This window comes from Corallococcus sp. CA053C (assembly GCF_003611675.1).
In the GTDB taxonomy this organism is placed as follows: domain Bacteria; phylum Myxococcota; class Myxococcia; order Myxococcales; family Myxococcaceae; genus Corallococcus.
In genome coordinates this window covers 1-23214 of sequence record NZ_RAWA01000122.1, presented here as the reverse complement: position 1 = coordinate 23214, position 23214 = coordinate 1, and the positions used below count along the sequence as shown (strand labels likewise).

Genomic DNA, 23214 nt, shown 5'->3' with positions numbered 1-23214 from the left:
CCCGTCCCCCTGCCAGCCCCCCTGTCAGGTCGTGACGCGGGGCACCAGGAACGGGACTCGCAACTGGCACCCCCCTTTCTCCGATAACCTCCTCAAAGCCGTACTTTGAAATCTGGGGAGAAGAGTCATGGGGGTTGACGGAATTCGTGGCGGTTCACGCCCGGTGCAGAACACGGAAGCTTCGCAGGCCGCGCGGACGGTGGTGAGCCCCCGGCCGGCGCAGGTGAACGCGAACCCCGTGGGCGACCTCTTCAAGGACGCCTTCGACAAGGCGAAGAAGGCGGACGCGGGCACCATCGGCGGCATCCTCGGTGGCATCCTCGGCGGTCCCGCGGGCGCCGGCCTTGGCGGTGCGATTGGTGGCGCCATCGGCGACGCCATCCAGGCCTCCAAGGACAAGGCGAAGCTGCAGGAGACGAAGGACGTCCTCAAGAACTCGCCGACCGGCGCCGCCGCGGTGAAGTACCTGGAGGACAAGAAGATCCCGGTGGAGTTCGCCGACGGCGGTGGCTCGTACTGGGACGGCAGCAAGATCGTCATCGACCGCAGCCAGGACCCGCAGGAAGCGGCCCTGACGCTGGTGCACGAGATCAACCACGCGAAGGCGACGATGGACGGCCCCCGGGCCGACATCAACACCCAGTCTCGCGCGGACTACGTGCAGACGCTGCTCGACGAGGAGACGCGCGGCACCGTCGACAGCATCAAGGCGAAGAACGAGCTGGTCGCCAACGGCGACAAGGTCACCGCCACCTTCCCGCTGGAGGCCGAGTACAACGCGGCCTCCTCCAAGGCCATCACCGACGCGAAGGCGAAGGACCCGTCCCTGTCGGAGACGCAACTTCGTGAAATCGGCGACAAGGCGGGCTACGCTGCCGTCCTCGACGGCTTCAAGACGGGCAAGGTCGTGACCAGCACCAACGGTCAGAACTACCCCGACTACTACGGCCAGGGCTGGGACAAGGCGCACCCGTAAGCAGGCTGCATGCACCGGATCCTCGTCGCTGCCGTGTGGGTGCTGGCCGCCACTCACTGTGACACCGCCCGGCCTGGGAAGGCCGGGTCCCTGGAGGAACCGAAGGTGAATGCGGACGCCCAGACGTTGCAGCGCATCGAGCAGGTGGACCCGGTGCATGCCGGGACCATCAAGCAGAACCTGGCGGCAACGGCGTTCACGCGCCAGCCGCTGGGTTTCTACAAGCGCTTCCAGCTGGTGACGGTGGACGTGCGGCTGCCGCACCGGGCGCTGCGCTTCAAGTACGCGGACGACGGGAAGAGCGCCGTCAACCTCACGCCCGCCACCCCGGAGGCCATCTACAAGGTCAACCAGGAGGAGGCGCTGACGCTGGAGGCCGCCGAGGTCCCCGAGTACCTGCGCTTCTTCGTGGAGAACACGGAGGGCGGCAAGCGCCGGCTGGTGGAGCGCGCCGAGGACGTGCAGTGGCTGCCCGCCACCAACACCGACCCCACGCTCTCCGCGCAGAAGGCGGACGTGTCCAAGCAGCTGCACCCCCTCGAGGTCACCGACGGCGAGGAGGGCTTCGAGGCCTCGGCCCTGGTGCTCGTGGGCAACCAGCTGCTCGCGTGTGACTTCGTCGTGCGCAAGAGCGGCAAGGTGCAGCTGGCGAAGCAGCAGGTCGTGGCCGACGCGCTGCCCGTCCCCTTCGCCCGCTGATCCGCCGGACCGGTGCCCCGGAGTGTTTCCGGGGACTCGGCTCAAAATGAGTCCGCGAGGGCCCGGATCGCGCGGGCGTGGCCCTGTCGCAGGTCGGCCTCCGGGAACAGCTCCAGGGGCCGCTCGGGCGCGACGCCGTGGGCCTCGGGGTCCTGGCCCTTCGCGTCCGTGGAGTGCTCGTTCGACAGGTGGACCGTCCAGCCCTCGTCCGACGTGGCGACGAACCCGCTCATCGTCAGCACGTTGAGGTAGCCGACGCGCGGCGCGGCGAAGCCCCAGAGGACGCGCTGGTTCGCGGCCATGTGCCCCTGGCCGCGCAGCACCGTCTGGAGGATGCCGATCCGGTACGCGCCCAGCCATTCATGGAGCGGAGGCTTCCTTCACCCGACACCCCGTCGCGCGAGGGGCGGACCAGGACAACGGGTGCGCTATAAACCCGCGCAGGGTGGCGGTGCCGCGCCCGTGGTGGGGAGACATCATGGGTGGAGTCGCTCGGAAGCTGGGATGGGCGCTGGTGGCGCTGGCCGGGGCGTTCAGCCTGGGCGTGGTGGCGCTGCACCGGGGTGAGTCCATCAACGCCATCTGGCTGGTGGTCGCGTCGGTCGCGGTGTTCATGCTGGGATATCGCTTCTACGGTCGCTTCATTGCCGAAAAAGCGCTGCGCCTGGACCCCACGCGCGCCACCCCCGCCGAGCGCCGCAACGACGGCCTGGACTACGTGCCCACGGACCGGTGGGTGGTGTTCGGCCACCACTTCGCGGCCATCGCGGGCGCGGGGCCGCTGGTGGGGCCGGTGCTGGCGGCGCAGATGGGCTACCTGCCGGGCACGCTGTGGATCCTCGTGGGCGTGGTGGTGGCGGGCGCGGTGCAGGACTTCGTGACGCTGTTCCTGTCCATCCGCCGCGACGGCAAGTCGCTGGGCGACATGGTCCGCATGGAGCTGGGCCCGGCGGCGGGCGTGACGGCGATGGTGGGCGTGCTGATGATCATGATGATCATCCTCGCGGTGCTGGCGCTGGTGGTGGTCAAGGCGCTGACGGCCAGCCCCTGGGGCACCTTCACCGTGGCGATGACCATCCCCATCGCGGTGCTGATGGGGCTGTACCTGCGCTACGTGCGCCCGGGCCGCGTGCTGGAGGTGTCCGTCGTCGGCTTCATCCTGCTGATGCTCAGCATCTACTTCGGCGGCCAGGTGTCCGAGTCCGCCGCGTGGGCGCCCGCGTTCACCTTCGACAGCAAGACGCTGGCGTGGCTGCTCATCGGCTACGGGTTCTGCGCGGCGGTGCTGCCGGTGTGGCTGCTGCTCGCGCCGCGCGACTACCTGTCCACCTTCCTCAAGATTGGCACCGTGCTGCTCTTGGCGGTGGGCATCGCGCTGGCGGCGCCGGAGCTGCGCATGCCGGCGATGACGAGGTTCGTGGACGGCTCCGGCCCGGTGTTCTCCGGCAGCCTGTTCCCGTTCCTCTTCATCACCATCGCGTGCGGCGCGGTGTCCGGGTGGCACTCGCTCATCGCGTCCGGCACCACGCCGAAGATGCTCGCCAGCGAGGGCGACGCGCGCATCGTGGGCTACGGCGCCATGTTGATGGAGGCCTTCGTCGCCATCATGGCGCTCATCGCCGCGTCGGTGCTGGAGCCGGGCGTCTACTTCGCCATGAACTCGCCCGCGGCCCTGATTGGCACCACCGCGACGCAGGCGGCGCACACCATCAGCCAGTGGGGCTTCGTCATCACGCCGGAGGTGCTGGAGCAGACGGCGCGCGACATCGGAGAGACGACCATCCTGTCGCGCGCGGGCGGCGCGCCGACGCTGGCGGTGGGCATGGCGCAGATCCTCCACGGGCTCGTGTCCGGGCAGGGGATGATGGCCTTCTGGTACCACTACGCCATCCTCTTCGAGGCGCTCTTCATCCTCACCACGGTGGACGCCGGCACGCGCGTGGGGCGCTTCATGATTCAAGAGCTGGCGGGCCTGGTGTACGCGCCGCTCAAGCGCACGGAGTCCTGGGGCGCGAACCTGCTGGCCACCGCGCTGTGCGTGGGCGCGTGGGGCTACTTCCTCTACCAGGGCGTGGTGGATCCGCTGGGCGGCATCAACACGCTGTGGCCGCTGTTCGGCATCGCCAACCAGATGCTCGCCGCGGTGGCGCTCACGCTGGGGTGCGTGGCGCTGGTGAAGATGAAGCGCGAGCGCTACGTCTGGGTGCCCGGCATCCCCGCCGCGTGGCTGGTGCTGTGCACGCTCACCGCCGGCTTCCAGAAGGTGTTCGGCGGGGACGTGCGCGTGAGCTTCGTCGCCCACGCGCGCGCCTTCTCCCAGGCGGTGGCGGAAGGCCGCATCATCGCCCCCGCGAAGTCCGTGGAGGAGATGGAGCGCATCATCGGCAATGACTATCTGGACGCCGCCCTCACTGCGTTCTTCATGGCCGTGGTGGTGGCGACCGTCGCCTTCGGGGTGCGCGCCATGCTCGCGGCTCGGCGCTCGACGGTGGCCACCTCCCACGAGACGCCCTACGTGGCCGCGGCCTCGGTGGAGCGCGCATGAGGGACCTTGTGCGCACGCTCCAGCACGGGTGGCGCCAGGCTGTGCGCATCGCGCGGCAGATGATTGGCGTGCCCGACTACGACACCTATGTGGCCCACATGCGACGTCACCATCCGGACAGCGCGGTGATGACGTATGCGGAGTTTTTCAACGACCGCCTCGAAGCCCGCTATCGAGGCGGTGGCGGCCGGTGCTGCTGAGGTGAACCGTCGTTGAGTCTTCCGGACAAAGCTGCTTAGTGAGTTTTGCGGGTTCAACCCGTGAAACCCATGACGCAGGAGTCAGCCTTGTCTCGCATCGCAACACCGTTCCGCACGTTGGCGCTGGGCGCCGTGTTTCTCGCATCGTTGGGGGGCTGTTCAGGCCCGGGGGACGTTTCGCCGTCCGGCGAATCGATGGGGGCCGTGGAGTCGCAGGCCCTGTCGACGCGCGTGGTGGGTTACCTGCCGACGTGGGCGGGGGACGTGAACACGCTGCAGTACAGCAAGCTGAGCCACATCAACTACGCGTTCGCGCTGCCCACGGCGCAGGGTGGGCTCTCGGGGGTGAGCAGCGGGGACGCGCGGCTGCGCTCGCTGGTGACGCAGGCGCACGCGCAGGGCGTGAAGGTGCTCATCGCCGTGGGCGGCTGGAATGACGGCAACGACAGTGGCTTCGAGCAGCTGGCGGCGAACGCGAGCACGCGCACGGCGTTCGTGAACAACCTGGTGAACTTCGTCAACGCGGCCGGCTTGGACGGCGTGGACATCGACTGGGAGTACCCGGACCCCGGCACGTCGGGGAACAACTACGCGCTGATGATGCGCGAGCTGGGCACCGCGATGCACAGCCGGGGCAAGCTGCTGACGGCGGCGGTGGTGGCGAACGGCTCCACCGGTGGCGGGGTGCAGACGTCGGTGTTCAGCGACGTCGACTTCCTCAACATCATGGCCTACGACGGCGGCCAGCCGCATTCGACGTACGACTACGGCGTCCAGTCGTTGAACTACTGGAAGGGGCGCGGGCTGCAGGCGTCGAAGGCGGTGCTGGGCGTGCCGTTCTACGGGCGCTCGCCGTCGAGCTACGTGGGGTACTCGGAGCTGGTCGCGCGCGACTCGCAGGCGCCCTACAAGGACAACGTGGGGGACGTCTATTACAACGGCATCGCCACCATCCAGGCGAAGACGCGGCTGGGCCTGCAGAACGGCGGCGTGATGATCTGGGAGCTGAGCCAGGACACGTCCGGGAGCACGTCGCTGCTCAACGCCATCTATTCGGTGGCGCAGGGCACGGGCACGACGGGCGCGTACCGGCTGGTGAACAAGGCCTCCGGGCGGTGCGTGGACATCTCCGGCCCCAGCACGGCGGACGGCGCCATCATCCACCAGTGGACCTGTCACACCGGCCCCAGCCAGCAGTGGACGATGGAGGCGACGGACAGCGGCTACTACCGCTTCGTGTCGCGCTACAGCGGCAAGGCGCTGGACGTGAAGGACGTGAGCACCACGGACGGCGCGGGGCTCCAGCAGTGGTCCTACTCCGGCGGCGCCAACCAGCAGTTCAAGCCCGTGGCGCTGGGCAACGGCTACCACCGCCTGGAGGCGCGCCACAGCGGCAAGGTGCTGGACGTGACGGGCTGCCTGGGCGGCAGCGGTGACGGCACGCTGCTGCAGCAGTGGACGTGGTCCAACAACGACTGCCAGCAGTTCCGGCTGGAAGCGCAGTAGGTCACGAGAAGGTGACGGGGCCGGTGCGTGTCGCCGGCCCTGTCCTTCCGAGCTCCCTGTCGAAAGGACTGCGTCATGACGCGTGGGGTGTGGCTCCTGCTGGTCGTGCTGGCAACGGGATGCGGCGGTGTGGCGCGGAAGGTGTCCCTGGATGTGGGGACGGGGCACGTCATCACCTTCACTCCCACGCCGGGTGTTGAACCCGTGGCGTTGGACGGCGATGACTTCAAGGAGGCGGTCACGGCGGCGGCGCGGGACCTGTCCATCTCCGTGCATTCTCGTCCGGCGGCGCTCCGGTTGCTCGATAGGACGGGTTCGCCGGGGAGCGCGCCGCGCTACCGGACACGACTGGGTCTGGTACGGGAGCCGGGCCCCAAACAGCCCGAGGCGCTGGATGCGTCCGCGGTGGCGTTGACGGGCGCCTATGGTCGGTGGTGTGCGCGGAAGGGCGGACCGGTTGATTGTCTTCACTTGATGGACGACGGGCCGGCTCTGGATGTGGAGGACCGTCGCGCGCTGGCGTTCCGACTCGCGTTGGACTCGGTCTTCGGGGAGACCGCGGAGGCAGTGGGGGAGCTTGTGGACCGGGACGCGATGGTCTCGATGCTGGTCGCAACGGGAGTGCTCTACTTCAGCTTGTGGCTGCTGCCGGAGCCTGTGTCCAAGGGGGTCGCGGCGGTGCTGACCGTGGGGCTCATCGCGTACCTGGGCTGGGACACTGTGTGGAGTCTCATCCAAGGCTGGCGGGTGCTGGCACATGAGTCAGAGGACGCACGGACCTTCGACGAGGTCCGGGACGCGGGCGAGAAATACGGCCAGGTGATGGGCCGGAACGCGGCGCGCGTGTTCATCATGTTGGCCACGGCAGCGCTGAGTGGTTCCGCGCAGGTCATGGCCGAGCGGCTTCCTCTCTTGCCGGGATCCGGGCAGGCGTCCGTGCTCGCCGCGGCGCAGGGAGGCTTCCGGTTTCCGGCGGCGGCTCAAGTCGAGGCGGTGGCCGTGTCCGCGTCCGGAGCCCTGACGATCTCCCTGGCACCAGGCGCGGTGGCCATGACGGCCCAGGCCGGAGGTGCGGTGGAAGTAGACGGACCCGAGCACCACATCGCATCCGACAAGTTCAGCACGTCGACTCGCAACGGGGGGCCGTGGACGCCGCGGTACCAGCGCATCTTCGACAGGGCGGGGATGTCACTGGATGACCCTGCCAACAAGGTCCGTGTCCCTGGCCACAAGGGTCCGCACCCGGAGGAGTATCATGAGGAAGTCTTCGACCGGTTGACCCGGTCTACGGGTACCTGCCGCACCGTCGAGCAGTGCAGGGTGGCGCTGACAGAGGAACTCCAGCAGCTTGCGAAGGAGATTTGTACGCCTGACACGTTGCTCAATCGATTGGTCACCCGAACCCCATGACGCAGAGTGCTTTCATGCCACGGCGGTATTTCAGGCTGACGGACGATGTCCATGTGCCGGAGCGCTGGGACCTGAATGATCCTGCTGACCTCCAGGGACGTGTGGTGGACGAGCGGTGGATCTTCGCGGCCGGCAACCCTGTCAGCGTGGCGGAGCGACTCCAGATCCCCATCTACGTCCCTGGCAGGGCCATTGACTTCTCACTGGCGGGATCGGGGCCCACGCCCGTGGTTCATGCCCGCGCGGCCTCCATCTTCACCCGGCTGGCTCCTGACGACGTGCAGCTCATTCCCGTGGAGATCGCGGGGCAGTTGGATCCGTACTTCATCCTGGTCGCTACGAAGCTCATCCGGTGCATCGACGATGCGGCCTCTGAAGAGGTCCGGTACTTCGGGCCCGAGGACGGGCATCCCGACAAGATCGGTGAGTATCGAGTCGTCTCCGGGATGCGCATCGACCTGTCACCCGTGGGCGAAGCCCGGGTCTTTCGCACGTGGGGCTGGCCCCTGGCGCTGATCGTCTCGGAAGAGATCAAGATGGCGCTGGAACAGGCCGGCATCACGGGCACGAAGTTCAAGGAAGTCACCGGCCCCCCCAGGCGTCGCTCGGGCTCCTCTGTCTCCTGAGCATGTCGCTGACGCCACTCCGCAGTGGCGCATGGGACGGGCGGCACGGACGCACACCGACTGGTGAACAAGGCCTCCGGGCGGTGCGTGGACATCGCCGGTCCCAGGTTCCCGTGCGGATTGCACACGGGAAAAATCTATTTTCAAGAGAGCGAAGAACGAGGGGCCCGGTTACAGGGCTGCGCATTCCCTGACACGGCTGCGCAACCCAGCTCGTTTGAGTGCCCATGATGCATGCACCGCTCTCTTCCGCCCCTTCCCATGAAGTGCCCACCTCCCCACCGCGCTCCGGCGGCCGTCTCAAGCGGTGGATCATCGGAGTGGTGGTCCTGCTCGCCATCTTCGCGGGGCTCGTCGCCATCAAGGGGGCCCAGATTGTCGCGATGATCAACGCCGGTGAGACCTTCGTGCCGCCGCCGGAGTCCGTTACGTCCGCCCAGGCGGAGTCCTTCGGCTGGCAGGCCACGCAGGGCGCGGTCGGCACGGTGCTCGCGGTCCGGGGCGTGACGCTGAGCGCGGAGCTGCCGGGCGTCATCAGCGACATCCGCTTCGAGAGTGGCGCGTCGGTGAAGAAGGGGCAGGTGCTCGTGCAGCTCGACACCTCCAGTGAGGCGGCCCAGTTGACCGGCGCCGAGGCGGACGCGGCGCTCGCGCGGCTGACCCGGGACCGCGTGGAGAAGCTCCTCACCCAGGGGGCCAATACCCAGTCGGAGCTGGATGCCGTCCGGGCGCGGGCGGTCCAGGCCGAGGCCGCGGTGGCGCACCTCAAGACCCTCATCGCGAAGAAGGTCATCCGCGCGCCCTTCGAGGGCCGCGTTGGCATCCGGCAGGTGGAGCTGGGGCAGCTCGTCTCCCCGGGCAACCCCATCGCCTCCCTGCAGTCCATCACCCCCGCCTTCGTGGAGTTCCAGCTTCCCCAGCAGGCGCTGGCGCAGGTGAAGCAGGGGCAGAAGGTGCGGATCCGCGTGGACGTCTTCCCGGGGAGCACGTGGGAGGGGGAGCTCACCACCATCAACCCGGAGGTGGAGTTGTCCTCGCGCAACGTGCGCATGCGCGCCACCGTGGCCAACGCGGACGGACGGCTGCTGCCGGGCATGTTCGCCAACGTGGAGGTGCTCGCCGAGAAGACCACGCCCGTGGTGGCCATTCCCGCCACCGCGGTGCTGTTCGCTCCCTACGGGGACTCGGTGTTCACCCTCGCCGAGGGCAAGGACGCCGCGGGCAAGAAGGCCCTCCTGGCGCGGCAGCAGTTCGTGCGGCTGGGGGAGCGACGGGGCGACTTCGTCGAGGTGACGTCGGGCCTGAAGGCCGGGCAGACCGTGGTGAGCAGCGGCGTCTTCAAGCTGAAGAACGGCGCGGCCGTCGTCCTCAACAACGCGCTGGCGCCGCCCGTCGAGGCCGCGCCCCAGCCCGTGAACCCGTAGGGATGAGGAAGGCGAACCCATGAACTTCACCGCCCTCTTCATCCGGCGCCCCGTCGTGGCGCTGGTGGTCAACCTCCTCATCATCATCGCGGGCCTGCAGGCCCTGCGCTCCCTCAACGTGCGGCAGTATCCGCGCAGCGAGAACGCCGACATCATCGTCACCACGGCCTATGTCGGCGCCAACGCGGAGCTGGTCCGCGGCTTCATCACCACCCCGCTGGAGCGCGTCATCTCCGCCGCGGACGGCATCGACTATGTCGAGTCCCAGAGCCTCCAGGGCGTCTCCATTGTCCGCGCCCGACTCAAGCTCAACTACGACTCCAACCGCGCCTTGAGCGAGATCAGCGCCAAGGTCGATCAGGTGCGCGGAGACCTGCCTCCCGAGGCCCAGGTGCCAGTGCTCGGCATCGAGTCCGCGGACAGCCAGTTCGCCGTCGCCTACCTCAACTTCTCCTCCGACTTCCTCCAGCAGAACGAGCTGTCCGACTACCTGGTGCGGGTGGTGCAGCCACGGCTGTCGTCGGTGGAAGGCGTGCAGCGCGCGGACATCCTCGGGGCGCGCACGTTCGCGATGCGGGTGTGGATGAAGCCGGACCGGATGGCAGCGCTCAACGTCAGCCCCTCGCAGGTGCGGCAGGCGCTCGCCGCCAACAACTCCCTTGCCGCCGTGGGCCAGACGAAGGGTTCGCTCGTGCAGGTGAACCTCACGACCAACACGAGCCTGCGCTCGGTGGAGGAGTTCAAGCAGCTCATCGTGCGGCGCGACGGCGGCGCGGTGGTGCGGCTGTCGGACATCGCGGACGTGGTGCTGGGGGCCGAGGACTACGACACCGACGTGACCCTCAACGGGAAGACGGCCGTCTTCATCGGCATCTGGTCGCTTCCCAACGCCAACTCGCTGGAGGTCATGCAGCGCATCCGCGATGAGATGGGCGCGCTGCAGAAGGAGATGCCGGAGCAGATCCACGGCAGCATCGCCTTCGACGGGACGGAGTACATCCAGAACGCCATCGACGAGGTGGTGTCCACGCTGGCGGAGACGCTGCTCATCGTCGTGGTGGTCATCTTCCTCTTCCTGGGCTCCGTGCGCTCCATCCTGGTGCCGGTGGTGGCCATCCCGGTGTCGCTCATCGGCACGGTGTTCCTGATGCAGGTGTTCGGCTTCACGGTGAACCTGCTCACCCTGCTGGCCGTGGTGCTGTCGGTGGGCCTCGTCGTGGACGACGCCATCGTCGTGGTGGAGAACGTGGAGCGCCACCTGCGCGAAGGGCTGAGTCCGGTGAACGCCGCCCTCAAGAGCGCGCGGGAGCTGGTGGGCCCCATCATCGCGATGACCCTCACGCTCGCCGCCGTCTATGCGCCCATCGCCTTCCAGGGCGGGCTCACGGGCTCGCTGTTCCGTGAGTTCGCGCTCACCTTGGCCGGAGCAGTGGCCCTGTCGGGCGTGGTGGCGCTGACGCTCTCACCCATGATGTCCGCCGCGCTCCTGCGGGCAGGCCATGAGGACCAGGGGCTCGCGGGAGTCGTCAACCGCGCCTTCGAACGCCTGCGGGGCGCGTACGCCCGCACCCTGGACCGCTCGCTGGAGACCCGGGGCCCCGTCTACGCCGCGTGGGTGGTGCTCAGCCTGCTGGCCGTCGTGATGTTCACCCAGTCGCCGCGGGAGCTGGCTCCGACGGAGGACCAGGGCATCGTCTTCGGCATCGTCAGCACCCCGTCCAACTCCACGCTGGATCAGCTGGCGCCGTCCATCCGCGAGGTGAGCAAGACGCTGCTGTCCATGCCGGAGTCGGACTTCATCTTCCAGATCATGAGCCCGGGCAGCGGGTTCTGGGGTCTGGCGTTGAAGCCGTGGGAGCAGCGCCAGCGCTCCGCGCCGCAGGTGCTCGCGGAGACGCAGGAGCGGGTGGGCGTCCTCCCGGGCGTGCAGACCTTCGCCATCCAGCCTTCCGCGCTGCCGGGCGGTGGCAACTTCCCGGTGGAGTTCGTCATCGCCTCCACGGCGGAGGCGGAGGAGCTGCTGGGGTTCGCGCAGCAGCTCCAGGAGAAAGCGACGCAGAGCGGGCTGTTCGCCTTCCCGCCCATCATCGACGTGAAGCTGGACCAGCCGCAGTCGGAGCTGGAGATCGACCGCGAGAAGGTCGCGCAGCTGGGGCTGAACCTGGGCACGGTGGGCCAGGACCTGGGCGCGGCGGTGGGCGGCAACTTCGTCAACCGGTTCAACATCGCCGGCCGCAGCTACAAGGTCATCCCGCAGGTACTGCGGGTCTCCCGGCTCAACCCTGAACAGCTCAAGGACATTCACGTCACCGGGCCCGACGGCAAGCTCGTGGCCCTGTCGTCCATCGCGTCGCTGCGGGAGACGGTGGCCCCCCGGTCGCTCAACCGCTTCCAGCAGCTCAATGCGGTGAAGCTGAGCGGCGTGGCCATCCGGCCGCTGGATGAGGCGCTCACCTACCTGGAGACGGAGGCCGCGCGCATCCTGCCCGCGGGCTACCGCATCGACTACACGGGCGAGTCGCGGCAGCTGCGCGTGGAGGGCAACACGTTCCTCCCGGCGTTCATGCTCGCGGTGGTGCTCATCTTCCTGGTGCTCGCGGCCCAGTTCAACAGCTTCCGGGATCCGTTCATCATCCTCGCCGGCTCCGTGCCGCTGGCGCTCTTCGGCGCGATGATGACCACGTTCCTGAAGATGCCGAACCCGACGATGCCGTACTTTACCGACAGCTTCACCACCACGCTCAACATCTACTCGCAGGTGGGGCTGGTGACGCTGGTGGGGCTCATCGCGAAGAACGGCATCCTCATCGTGGACTTCGCCAACCGGCTCCAGGAGGAGGGCAGGACGAAGCTGGAGGCGGTGCGGGAAGCGGCCTCCGGACGGCTTCGTCCCATCCTGATGACGACCGTGGCGACGGTCGCGGGCCACTTCCCGCTGGTCCTGGTGTCGGGGCCGGGCGCGGCGGCGCGCAACAGCATCGGGCTGGTGCTTGTCACCGGCATGGCCCTGGGCACGGTCTTCACCTTGTACTTCGTGCCGGCCATCTACCTGCTCATCGCCCGCACGCGCATCGTGCCCGCCGTCGCCGAGCCCGCCGTCCCCGACGAGCCCGCCAGGCCCGCGGTCGCCGGGCACTGAGCCTTCCGAACCCGCGCGCCCGTGGCTACTTCGCGGGCGCGCACTTCGCGGCGCCGAACGTGCCCGCGTAGTAGGGCGTGTAGAGGTCGGGGGCGAGGGTGAATTTCCAGCGTCATCCAGGCATGCCCGAGGCGTGCGGACTTACCGCCTCCGAGGCCGCCGTCATCATGGCTGCCGGCGTCGGCGCCACCGGCACGCACGGCCAAGCCGAGGCATGGGACGACTCACACAACGCGGAGTTGCCGGAGTGGAAGCGCCGCTGCATCCGAGCCTATGGCGATTGCCGGGACAACGAATGGATAGGTCCCTGCTACGACTGCCTTCGTTACTGTGAGGGCCAGCACGAATGGCCCGCGAAGATGTGCAGCCCGCGAAAGAGGAGGCCGTAGATGTCGGACCAGGACTGGCGCGCGACTCAGGCGCTCGCCCGCCGGGTGCTTCGCGAGGGCGCACCGCTGGTCCTCACGGAGGACGTGCGTGCGCTCCTCCTGCGCACCGCGCGAGAGGTCGCCATCACCGATGCGGTGGAGGCTCTGCGCACCGAGGCTGGCGCGCTGGCCCTGCTTGCCGAAGCATCGCGGCGCATCACCGACGGGTCCAATCGACTGATGGACGCCCTCCATCGGATGTACCGCCACCAGCGGGCGGGCAACTACGACGACGCGCGCCAGGAGATGCGCGACGTGCTCGCCGTCGAAGTCGTCCCCTACTACCGCGAAACGGCCCAGGGACAACTGGACGACATGGCCGACGAGCCGTGACAGCCAGGGCGCGGCACCAACGCGGCGCCGCGCCCTGCTGTCGCCGGGCCCTGAGCCCTGAGCCCCTGCGCGCCCGTGGCTACTTCGCGGGCGCGCACTTCGCGGCGCCGAACGTGCCCGCGTAGTAGGGCGTGTAGAGGTCGGGGGCGAGGGTGAAGTTGCAGGTGTTCACCACCTCCGGCGCCAGGCCCTGGTGCGACTGCATGTAGCGAGCGACGTAGTCGCGCACGCCGTCCGCGGAGGTCCACAGCACGCGGCCCTCCTTGAACATGCTGTAGCCGCCGCCTCCGCCCGCGCGGTAGTTGTTGATGGCGACGCGGAAGACCTGGTCGTCCGTGACGTTCTGGCCCTGGAAGCGCAAGTGCGTGAGCCGGGAGCCGGCGGGCTTCGTGAGGTCGTAGCCGTACTCGATGCGCGAGTAGAGGTCCCAGTTGAAGTCCGCGACGGGGGGCGTGGTGGCCTTCGCGTCCGCGGGCTTCGCGGGCAGGTTGGCCCCGTCGAGCGTCTTGAAATAGAGGGTGTTCATCTCCAGCGCGCGCCGCAGGATGGAGCCGTTGATCTCCATCACGTACAGCGTGTTGTCGTAGATGTAGATGCTGTAGGCGTCGCGCAGGGTGACGTCACCCGCCGGCAGCGAGACGTCGTTGGTGAAGATGGCGGACAGGGACAGGTCCACGGTGTAGCCGGCCTCGTGCGCGGCCTCCTCCTGGACGGTGTTGATGAGGTCCGACAGGGCGCTGTCCACGTAGCGCGCGGCGTAGCCGCCCGGGAACACCGCGGTGGTGGTGCCAATCTTCTGGTTCACGTAGGCGACCGTGGTGTCGTGGTAGGTCTGGATGAGCTGCGTGACGGTGGCATCCGCCGCCACCGTGTCGTCCACGGCGTTGAGCAGGGCGTCGTGGCTGTCCACGGCCCAGTGGTCATCCTTCCAGGTGACGTTGAGCTGGACGTTGGCCAGGTGGCTGCCCCAGCGGTTGGGCTGGGTGAGCAGGACCTCGCTGCCGTCCTGGTTCTTCAGCAGCATCTTCGGGATGGGCTGGTGGGTGTGGCCGGTGAGCATCACGTCCACGCCGGGCACGCCCTGGGCAATCTGCACGGCCTCGTTCTCACCGGGGAGGTTGCCGCGGTCGGCCCACTTGGAGGCGTCCGCGTAGTCCGCGAGCCAGGAGTCGGGGCTGCTCGCGCTGCCGGTCGGCTGCTTGTCCGGGCCGCTGTGGATGGCCACCACCACCACGTCCACGCCCTCCGCCTTCATCTTCGGCACGTAGACCTTCGCGGTCTCCAGCGGATCCTCGAAGCGCAGGCCGGGGATGTTCTCCGCGCGCTCCCACGTCGCCACGCCGGGCGTCACGAGGCCGAGGATGCCGACCTTCACGTCGCACACCGTCTTGATGACGTAGGGCGTGAAGGCCTCCGAACCATCCGCGCTCTTGCGCACGTTGGCGCCCAGCAGGGGGAAGTTCGCCTCGCCCTTGAACTTGTTGAGGACGTTGAGGCCGTAGTTGAACTCGTGGTTGCCCAGGGCCATGGCGGCATAGCCCAGCTCGTTCATGGCGGTGGCCATGGGGTGCTTGGGCGCGTTGTCCACGAGGGCGTAGTAGGTGCCGAGCGGCGTGCCCTGGATGGTGTCGCCGGTGTCGATGAGCAGCGTGCAGTCCGGGTTCTTCGCCCGCTCCTGCTTGACGAGCGTGGCCACCTTGGCGACGCCGCGCTTCGTATCGGGCTTCCCGGTGAAGTAGTCCCACGGGAAGATGTTGGTGTGCAGGTCGCTCGTCTGGAGCAGCGTCAGCGTGCGCGGCGAGGTGTCCTTCGGGGGAGGGGGCTCGGGCGGCACGTCGCTGGAGTCACAGGCGGTCAGCAGCGAGCAGGCGCCCACGAGGCAGAAGGAGGTGGTGCGCAGCGCGCGCATCAGGACAGGAAGACGCATCAGGAGACCTCGCAAGAGGAGTAGGGCCGGGAGGAAGCGCCCGGCGTGGCGGCGGACCCTAACTTTTCTCTCCCGGGGCTCCCCCGGAATTCGCTCAGCTCAGCTCGCGCAGGTTTCGCTCCGCGACCTTCGTCAGGGACACGACGCGCTTGTAGAGCCAGTGCCCGAACGGGACGATGCGCTCGGGCTTCACGCGCCTGGGCAGCCGGGTGATGTTGTCATCGAACGGGATGATGGCCTGCTCGCCGGTGGCCGAGACCTCGCGTGGGTCGAAGGCGAACGAGCGGTCATGGTGCCAGCCGCCGTGGAACACGAAGAGGTCCTCGAAGTCCGCGTTGCCCGTGAGCTCCACCAGATCGTCGATGGGGTAGTCGCTGTTGCTGTCGATCTCCAGGCAGCTCCAGCCTCCCCCCGTCACGTTGCCGCAATAGAACATCGGCAGGTCCTTGTCGGCCTGACCGTCGAGGATCCATGTGATGGAGCCATACACCCTCGCGAAGTAGGCCCAGCTCGATTCGCCCTTCTTCGGCGCGCGCGGCTTCGCCTTCGCCCAGCGGCCGACGCGGGCCTTGTGCATGCGCAGGAAGAAGGTGGCTGCGTCCTCCACCGAGGCGACGCGGGCTCGGTCCGCCTTCGGATCCAGGCACTCGGTGACGAAGTGCGCCATCGGGATGCGCGTGTGCAGGTCCTCGAGGATGCCAATGGCCGCGTCCACCGCCGCGTAGGCGTCCTTCGGCTTCGACAATGGAGGCGCCTTCGGAAACGACGTGCGCTGGGGGGCCCCCTTCGCGGGCCGGGGCATGGGGTTGGGTTTGCTGGCGGAGGTGAGCTCGATGAGGTGCAGCGCGAATCCGGCCTTCTCCTTCGCGCGGATGCGTTTCTCCGCGAGCGCGATGGCCGCCTCGCGGCTCGGAGTGGGGAACTGCTTGCGCCAATTCTCGATGACCGTGTCGCCATCCACCATCACCGTCCACCCGGTGGATGGGCCCTTGCGGTAGTCCCGCAGCGTCACCTGCGTCTTCGTCGCGTTCCACGGCGTACCATCCCGGAAGCCCAGCGCCCGGTAGCGTGCGAGCAGCGGCTCGATTTCCGACGGTGCGATGGCCGTCGACAGGTCGGCGCCGTTCAGGACACCCCGGCGGACCACGGCCGCATCCTTGCGGACCTCCACGTCGACGAAGAGCGCTCCGCGCAGTTGATAGAGCGTGAAGCGCTCCGTGACAGGCCCCGTCACCTGGGGCGGCTTCGCCTCGGCCTTGTGGAGGACGCCGTCACTCCACACGCGGAACTTGTTTTCCGCGGCGAAGAACCAGACCTCCTGCTTCGTGTCGAGCCGAGGGTCGACGTAGTAGATCTTCTTGCCCTCATTGAGCTTCTCAAGGCGCTTCCAGTTGGCCATGGGAGCCACCGTAGCGCGTCTTCCTCAGGCGCTCTGCTGCTTCGCGGTGTCCTGTGCCTGGGTGATGGCCTCGCGGAGTCGTGCTGCGAGCACCTCCACGTGGGGTGGCTTCAGGAACGTGTAGTGATCTCCTGGCACCTTCTGGACGTCCAACCCGCCGGGCGCGAAGGGCTCCCAGCCGTGGTCCCAGCGTGACGCCTCCGCTTCGAACAGCGTGAAGGGGCCCGCGTCCTTCGGTGGCTCGTAGGTCCAGGCGGCTTGCAGGTGGTGTTCGAAGACGCGGCGCAGGGCGCGCAGCGGCTGCTCCGTGGCGCCCTCGACGGCGAGCAGGGGCTGACTGGCTTCCTCCAGCGCCTTCAGCCTCGCCTCCGCTGACAGACCTTCCACCGGCGGCAGGGGCTGCCCCGCTGCTCCCAACAGATCCTCCAGGAACAGGGCGTTCAGCCTCGCCTTGCCGCTCTCGTCCGAAGGGTCGCCCGTGTTCAATCGCGCGGACGTGTCCAGCAGGGCGAGCAGCGCCACCGTCTCACCCTCGCGCCGGAGCTGGTGCGCCATCTCCCACGCGATGCTGCCGCCCATCGACCAGCCTCCCAGCAGGTAGGGGCCTCGCGGTTGGACCGCTCGCACCGCCTTCACGTACAGGGCCGCCATCTCCGGGATGGACTCGCAGGGGGACTCGGCGCCGTCCAGGCCTCGCGCCTGGAGCGCGTAGAACGGTTGGTCGGGCCCCAGTGCCCGGGCCAGCTCCGCGTAGGGCACGACGTTGCCTCCCACCGCGTGGACGCAGAAGAAGGGCCTTCCTCCCGTGCCCGCCTGGAGCTGGACCAGCGGCGTCCAGGGCCCGGTGTTGTCTCGCAGCAGGGCCGCGAGGTGCTCCACCGTCGCGTTCTGGAAGAGCGCCGCCACGGGCAACGGCCGGCCCAGCCTGGAGCGGATGGCCGACTGCAACCGCAGCGTCAGCAGCGAGTGCCCTCCCAGCTCGAAGAAGTTGTCGCGCACGCCGACGGGGTGCACGCCCAGCACCTCCTCCCAGATGCGCACGAGCTGCAACTCCAGCGGCGTGCGCGGTCCCACCCAGGCGCGCGTGGAGTCACGGCCACCCTCCGGCGCCGGTAGGGCCTTGCGGTTCACCTTGCCCGACGGCGTCAGCGGCAACGCCTCCATCGCGACCCAGCGCGCGGGCACCATGTATTCGGGCAGCCGGTCCTTGAGGAAGCCTCGCAGCGCGGTGAGGTCCAGGGACTTCGGATGGGCGCCCACCACCCATGCCACCAGCCGCTTCTGGCCGGCCCCGTCATCCCTCGCGTCGACGATGCAGTCGCGCACCTCCGGGTGCTGCGCCAGCGCGGCTTCAATCTCTCCCAGCTCAATGCGGAAGCCGCGCACCTTCACCTGCGCGTCACGGCGGCCCAGGAACTCCAGCGTGCCGTCCGGCAGGTGCCGGGCCCAGTCGCCCGTGCGGTACAGCCGGCCTCCCGGCACCGTGCTGAACGGATCCGGGATGAAGCGGTCGGCGGTGAGGTCGGGCTGGTTCAGGTAGCCGCGGCCGACCTGGACCCCGCCCACGTACAGCTCGCCCGTCACCCCTCGCGGCACCGGTTGCAGGTTCGCGTCCAGGAGGCGCACGGCCACGTTGATCAGCGGCCGGCCGATGGTGGGCAGGTCCGGCCAGGCCGCCGGGTCTCCCTTCAGCGTGAGCGACGTCACCGCGTGCGCTTCGGACGGGCCGTAGTGGTTGTGCAGCACCGCGCCCGTGCGCTTCATGAAGCGCCGGATGGCGGGCGTCATGCGCAGCTGCTCGCCTGCGACCATGATCTCCCGCACCTTCGTGGGGAAGGTGCCATCGCGCTCGGCCACCTCCGCGAGGTTCTGGAGCGCGACGAAGGGCATGAAGAACCGCTCGATGCCCGCGCCCTCCAGCAGCGCGAGCAACTGCGTTGCATCGCGGCGGACCTCCTCGGTGAGCAGCACCAGCTCGCCGCCCGCCGCCCAGGTGGCGAACAGCTCCTGGAAGGACACGTCGAAGCTCAGCGCGGAGAACTGGAGCGTGCGCACCCTCGGCGCCACTGAATCCCCCAGCTGCCAGTGGAGCAGGTTCACCAGCGCCTCGCGGTGCATCGCGATGCCCTTGGGTGTTCCGGTGGAGCCGGAGGTGAAGATGACGTAGGTGAGCGCCTGCGCGTTGCCCTCGGGTTCGGGCCGGGTGTCGGGCTCGCGGGCGAAGAGGTCCGCCTGCGTGTCGAGCTCCAGCGCCAGCGTGCCGTCTCCCGGCAGCACGTCGCGCAGCTCGCGCGTCGTGAGCAGCACCGTCGCCCCGGAGGCCTGGAGCATCGCGGTGAGCCGCTCCGGGGGATACGCCGGATCGAGCGGCACGTAGGCGCCGCCCGCCTTGAGCGTTCCCAGCACGGCCACGGGCAGCTCCAGTGAACGGCGCAGGTGGATGCCCACGCGGATGTCGGCGCCCACGCCCCGCTTGCGCAGGTGGTGCGCGAGCTGGTTCGCGCGCCGCTCCAGCTCTCCATACGTGAGCGTCCGGTCTCCGAAGCGCACGGCAATCGCGTCAGGCGTGCGCGTGGCCGTGGCCTCGAAGAACGCGTGGACGCTGGGCACGGCGGGGTAGGGCACCTGCCGGAAGCTCCACTCCGCGAGCTTCCGCTGTTCGGCGTCGCTGATCAGCGGCAGGGTGGCCAGCGGCGCATCCGGTGCCGCGAGCGCCCCTTCGAGCAGGCGCGTGTAGTGGTCCGCGAAGCGCGCCACCGTGGCCTCGTCGAAGAGGGCGGTGTTGTATTCCCAGACGCTGGACCAGCCCTCGGGCGTCTCGCGCACGAAGAGGGTGAGGTCGAACTTCGCCATGCCCGGCTCGAAGGCGATGAAGTCGACGGAGACGCCGGGCAGCTCCCACGGCGCGGCGCCGTTCTGGAAGACGAACATCACCTGGAACAGCGGCGAGCGGCTCAGGTCGCGCGTGGGCACCAGCGTGTCGACGAGCTGTTCGAAGGGCATGTCCTGGTGGGCGTAGGCGCCGAGGCAGGCCTCCCGCACCCGGCCCAGCAGGGCCCGGAAGCTCTCCGCGCCGGAGGCATCCACGCGCAGGGCCAGGGTGTTGGTGAAGAAGCCGATGAGGTTCTCCACCTCGCGCCGGCCGCGCCCCGCGATGGGCGTGCCGATGACCAGGTCCTCCTGTCCGCTGTGCCGCGCGAGCAGAGCGTGGAAGCCCGCGAGCAGCAGCATGAAGGGCGTGACGCCCGCGTCGCGGGCGAGGGATTGGACGGAGGCGGGCAGCGAGGCGGGCAGGGGGCGGGGAAGCTGGAGCCCCTTGAAGGACTGCACCGTGGGGCGCGGCCGGTCCGTGGGCAGCTCCAGCGCCAGCGGTGCCCCTTCGAGGTGCTGCTTCCACCACGCGCGTTGTGACTCCAGGGCCTCGCCCTGCATCACCCGCCGCTGCCAGTGCGCGAAGTCCGGGTACTGCACCGGCAGCTCCGGCAGGGCCGTGGGCTCGTTGCGCAGGCGCGCGGCGTAGAGCGTCTTCAGCTCGCGCACCAGGATGTCGATGGACCAGAAGTCACACACGATGTGGTGCATGACCAGCAGCAGACCGTGACGGTCGGGCGCCGTGCGCACCAGCGTGGCGCGCACCAGCGGCCCCTGCTCCAGGTCGAAGGGCTTGCGCACCTCCGCTTCCGCGCGCTGACGCAGCGCCTGCTCGCGGAGCGCGGCGTCCACCTCCTCCACGGTTTCGAGCGCGAGCTTGAGGGGCTGATGCGCGGAGACCCGCTGCACCGGCTGGCCATGCTCCTCGGCGAACGTGGTGCGCAGCGCTTCGTGGCGCTGGACCAGCGCGTCGAGCGCGGACTCCAGCGCGGCCACGTCCAGCGGACCGCCGAGCCGCAGGAAGAAGGGCACGTTGTACGCGGACCCTTCCGGATCCAACCGCGCGAGGAACCACAGGCGCTGCTGCGCGAAGGACAGGGGCAGCGGCGCTTCATGCGAGACGGGGACGATGGGCGGCGGTTGGGGGCCGCGCTCCCGCTGTCCCAAGGCCTCCAGCCGCTCCGCGAACCGGGCCACCGTGGGGGCCTCGAAGAGCAGGCGCACGGGCACGTCCTGCTGGAGCACGTCCCGCAGCCGCGAGACGACGCGCGTGGCCAGCAGCGAGTGTCCGCCGAGCTCGAAGAAGTGGTCGTGCGCGCCCACGCGACGCACGCCCAGCAGCGGTGCCCACAGCTCCGCCACCAGTGCTTCCCACCCTTCGCGCGGCGCCACGTAGGTGTCCTGCCCCTGGGTCCCCGTGTCCGGCGCGGGCAGGGCCTTGCGGTCCACCTTGCCTGACGGCGTCAGCGGCAGTCGCTCCAGCTTCACGAAGGCGGACGGAACCAGGTGCGCTGGCAGCCTCGCCGCGAGGTTCGTGCGCAGTGCGCTTGGGTCCACCTCCGCGCCGACGACGTAGGCCACGAGGCGCTTGTCGCCGGGGGCGTACTCGCGCACGACCACCACCGCGTCCCTCACGCCTGGGGACTCCTTGAGGGTGGTCTCAATCTCCCCCGGCTCGATGCGGAAGCCGCGCACCTTCACCTGCGCGTCGTTCCGGCCCAGGAAGTCGAGGACACCGTCCGCCCGCCACCGCGCCCGGTCTCCCGTGCGGTACAGCCGCGCTCCGGGCGTGGTGCTGAACGGGTGCGGGACGAAGCGCTCGGCGGTCAGCGCCGGCTGGCGCAGGTAGCCCCACGCCAGCCCTTCGCCGCCCACGTACAGCTCGCCCGCCACGCCCACCGGCGCCGGCATCCCGCGTGCGTCGAGGACGTAGGCGGTGGATTGGGAGATGGGACGCCCGATGGGGACGGGCCGGTCCAGGTCCCGCGCCTCCGTCACCGTGAAGGTGGTGGAGTACGTGGTGTTCTCCGTGGGGCCATAGGCATTGATGACGCCCCGGCCCGCCTCCAGCAACCGCCGCGCGGCCACGGGGGACAGCACGTCGCCGCCCGTCATCACCTGCCGCATGCGCGCGAGCGCCCGGGGCTGCGCCATCGCCATCTGCTCGAAGAGGGCGGTGGTGAGGAACAGCGTGGTGATGCCCTGGCGCTCCAGCGTCTGACCCAGCTCCTCCAACGAGGGCTGATGCGCCCCGAAGACCACCAGCTTCGCGCCGTGGAGCAACGCGCCCCACAGCTCCAGCGTCGCCGCGTCGAAGGAGATGGGCGCGAGCTGGAGGAAGACCTCCTCCGGCCCGAACCGCGCGAACGACACGCCCTTCACCAGGCGCACCACGCCCCGGTGCGGGATGCAGACGCCCTTGGGCCGGCCGGTGCTGCCGGACGTGTACAGGACGGCCGCCAGCGCTTCGGACGGCACCGCGATGCGCGGTGCTTCCGGGGACTCGTGTGCGAAGGCGCTCCACGAGGGCTCCAGCACCACCACCCGTGCGTCCAGCGCCGGCACCTTCGCCTCCAGCCCCGGCTGCACGAGCAGCACCGGAAGCCGCGTGTCCCGCGCCATGAAGTTCAGGCGTTCGGCCGGGTACGCCGGATCCAACGGCACGTAGGCGCCACCGGCCTTGAGGATGGCCAGCGTGGCGACGACCAGCTCCAGCGAGCGGCCGGTGAGCAGGCCCACGGGGGTGCCCACGTCCACGCCCAGGCGCCGCAGGTGGTGCGCGAGCTGGTTGGCGCGGGCGTCCAGCTCCGCGTACGTCAGCCGGCGGCCCTCGAACTCCAACGCGATGGCGTGGGGCGCGCTTGCGACCTGCTCCTCGAAGAGGGCGGGCAGCGACGCGTCACCCGGGGCGGTGGCGCGGGTGTCGTTCCAGGTCTCCAGCAATCGCTGGCGCTCTTCGACGGAGAGCAGGTCGAGGTGGGAGAGGGGACGTTCGAACTGCGCGAGGGCCGCTTCGAGCAGGCGCGTGTAGTGCTCCGCCATGCGCGCCACCGTGGCCTCCTCGAAGAGGGCGGTGTTGTACTCCCAGAGGAAGCTCAGGCCCTCCGGCGTCTCCTGCGCGAAGAGCGTGAGGTCGAACTTCGCCATCCCCGTCTCGACGTCCAGCGCCTCCACGGACAGGCCCGGCAACGTCCGGTCCGTGGGGCTGCCGGCGTTCTGGAGCACGAACATCACCTGGAACAGCGGCGTGCGGCAGGGGTCCCGCTCCAGTTGCAGCGCGTTCACGAGCTGTTCGAAGGGCAGGTCCTGGTGCGCGAAGGCGCTCAGGCTGACGTCGCGCACGAGGCCCACGAGGTCGCGGAAGCTCGTGTCGCGCGAGGCCTGGATCCGCAGCGGCAGCGTGTTGACGAAGAAGCCGATGAGCCCTTCCAGCTCCTTGCGCTGACGGCCCGCGAGGGGCGCGCCAATCACCAGGTCGTCCTGGCCGCTGTAGCGGGCGAGCAGCGCGTGGAAGCCCGCGAGCAGCGTCATGAAGGGCGTGATGCCATAGCGCTGTCCCAGCGCCTCGACGGCCCGTGAGAGCGCGGGCGATGCGCGCGAAGGCAGGTGCGCGCCCTCGAAGGTCTGCACCGCCGGGCGCGGCAGGTCCGTGGGCAGCATCAACGCGGGCGGCGCGTCCTGGAGCCGGGCCTTCCACCACCCGAGCTGCGCCTCCACCGCGTCTCCCACCC

General features: G+C 69.3%; 14 protein-coding genes. 10 read left to right on the top strand and 4 right to left on the bottom strand.

Going from position 1 to position 23214, the window contains the following annotated elements; translation table 11 throughout:
• Positions 1-163 precede the first annotated feature (163 nt).
• Both D7V97_RS45355 and D7V97_RS18050 read left to right on the top strand, forming a co-directional pair.
• Positions 164-976 carry a hypothetical protein gene (locus D7V97_RS45355; protein ID WP_199728845.1) on the top strand — a complete coding sequence of 271 codons (813 nt, stop codon included), beginning with the start codon at positions 164-166 and terminating at the stop codon, positions 974-976.
• A 105-nt stretch (positions 977-1081) separates the two neighbouring features.
• Positions 1082-1675, top strand: coding sequence for a hypothetical protein (locus D7V97_RS18050; RefSeq protein ID WP_147444854.1), 594 nt, complete (start codon positions 1082-1084; stop codon positions 1673-1675).
• Positions 1676-1716: 41 nt separating this feature from the next.
• Here the strand turns inward: D7V97_RS18050 and D7V97_RS18045 are convergent, their stop codons facing one another.
• Positions 1717-1977 (bottom strand): hypothetical protein, encoded by a 261-nt coding sequence (locus D7V97_RS18045; RefSeq protein ID WP_147444853.1) that lies wholly within the window; start codon positions 1975-1977, stop codon positions 1717-1719.
• Between the two features lie 176 nt (positions 1978-2153).
• Between D7V97_RS18045 and D7V97_RS18040 the strand changes: the two genes are divergently transcribed.
• The 8 genes from D7V97_RS18040 (at position 2154) to D7V97_RS18000 (ending at position 13286) form a co-directional block, all read left to right on the top strand.
• Positions 2154-4220 carry a carbon starvation CstA family protein gene (locus D7V97_RS18040; RefSeq protein WP_120611890.1) on the top strand — a complete coding sequence of 689 codons (2067 nt, stop codon included), beginning with the start codon at positions 2154-2156 and terminating at the stop codon, positions 4218-4220.
• Positions 4217-4420 (top strand): YbdD/YjiX family protein, encoded by a 204-nt coding sequence (locus tag D7V97_RS18035; RefSeq protein ID WP_120611884.1) that lies wholly within the window; start codon positions 4217-4219, stop codon positions 4418-4420. Before D7V97_RS18040 ends, D7V97_RS18035 begins: the two co-directional genes overlap by 4 nt.
• Positions 4421-4507: 87 nt before the next feature.
• A complete protein-coding gene (locus D7V97_RS18030) occupies positions 4508-5926 on the top strand; it encodes a glycosyl hydrolase family 18 protein (protein WP_199728844.1) in 1419 nt (472 codons plus the stop codon).
• A 75-nt stretch (positions 5927-6001) separates the two neighbouring features.
• Complete coding sequence (locus tag D7V97_RS18025; RefSeq protein ID WP_120611882.1) at positions 6002-7336, top strand: AHH domain-containing protein; 1335 nt, start codon at positions 6002-6004, stop codon at positions 7334-7336.
• A 14-nt stretch (positions 7337-7350) separates the two neighbouring features.
• On the top strand, positions 7351-7962 hold the full coding sequence (locus D7V97_RS18020; RefSeq protein ID WP_120611889.1) for a DUF1629 domain-containing protein: 612 nt from the start codon (positions 7351-7353) through the stop codon (positions 7960-7962).
• Positions 7963-8189: 227 nt separating this feature from the next.
• Positions 8190-9386: an efflux RND transporter periplasmic adaptor subunit gene (locus tag D7V97_RS18015; RefSeq protein ID WP_233582931.1), complete on the top strand. Its 1197-nt coding sequence runs from the start codon at positions 8190-8192 to the stop codon at positions 9384-9386.
• Positions 9387-9405: 19 nt separating this feature from the next.
• Positions 9406-12525 (top strand): efflux RND transporter permease subunit, encoded by a 3120-nt coding sequence (locus D7V97_RS18010; RefSeq protein ID WP_120611881.1) that lies wholly within the window; start codon positions 9406-9408, stop codon positions 12523-12525.
• A gap of 389 nt (positions 12526-12914) precedes the next feature.
• Complete coding sequence (locus D7V97_RS18000) at positions 12915-13286, top strand: DUSAM domain-containing protein (protein WP_120611879.1); 372 nt, start codon at positions 12915-12917, stop codon at positions 13284-13286.
• Positions 13287-13365: 79 nt separating this feature from the next.
• Here the strand turns inward: D7V97_RS18000 and D7V97_RS17995 are convergent, their stop codons facing one another.
• The 3 genes from D7V97_RS17995 to D7V97_RS17980 all read right to left on the bottom strand — a co-directional run bounded on the left by D7V97_RS17995 (position 13366) and on the right by D7V97_RS17980 (position 23200).
• A complete protein-coding gene (locus D7V97_RS17995) occupies positions 13366-15213 on the bottom strand; it encodes a bifunctional UDP-sugar hydrolase/5'-nucleotidase (RefSeq protein ID WP_120611878.1) in 1848 nt (615 codons plus the stop codon).
• Between the two features lie 94 nt (positions 15214-15307).
• Positions 15308-16612 (bottom strand): hypothetical protein, encoded by a 1305-nt coding sequence (locus D7V97_RS45935; protein WP_233582929.1) that lies wholly within the window; start codon positions 16610-16612, stop codon positions 15308-15310.
• A gap of 24 nt (positions 16613-16636) precedes the next feature.
• Positions 16637-23200, bottom strand: a complete 6564-nt coding sequence (locus D7V97_RS17980; RefSeq protein ID WP_233582927.1) for a non-ribosomal peptide synthetase — start codon at positions 23198-23200, stop codon at positions 16637-16639.
• Positions 23201-23214: the final 14 nt, after the last annotated feature.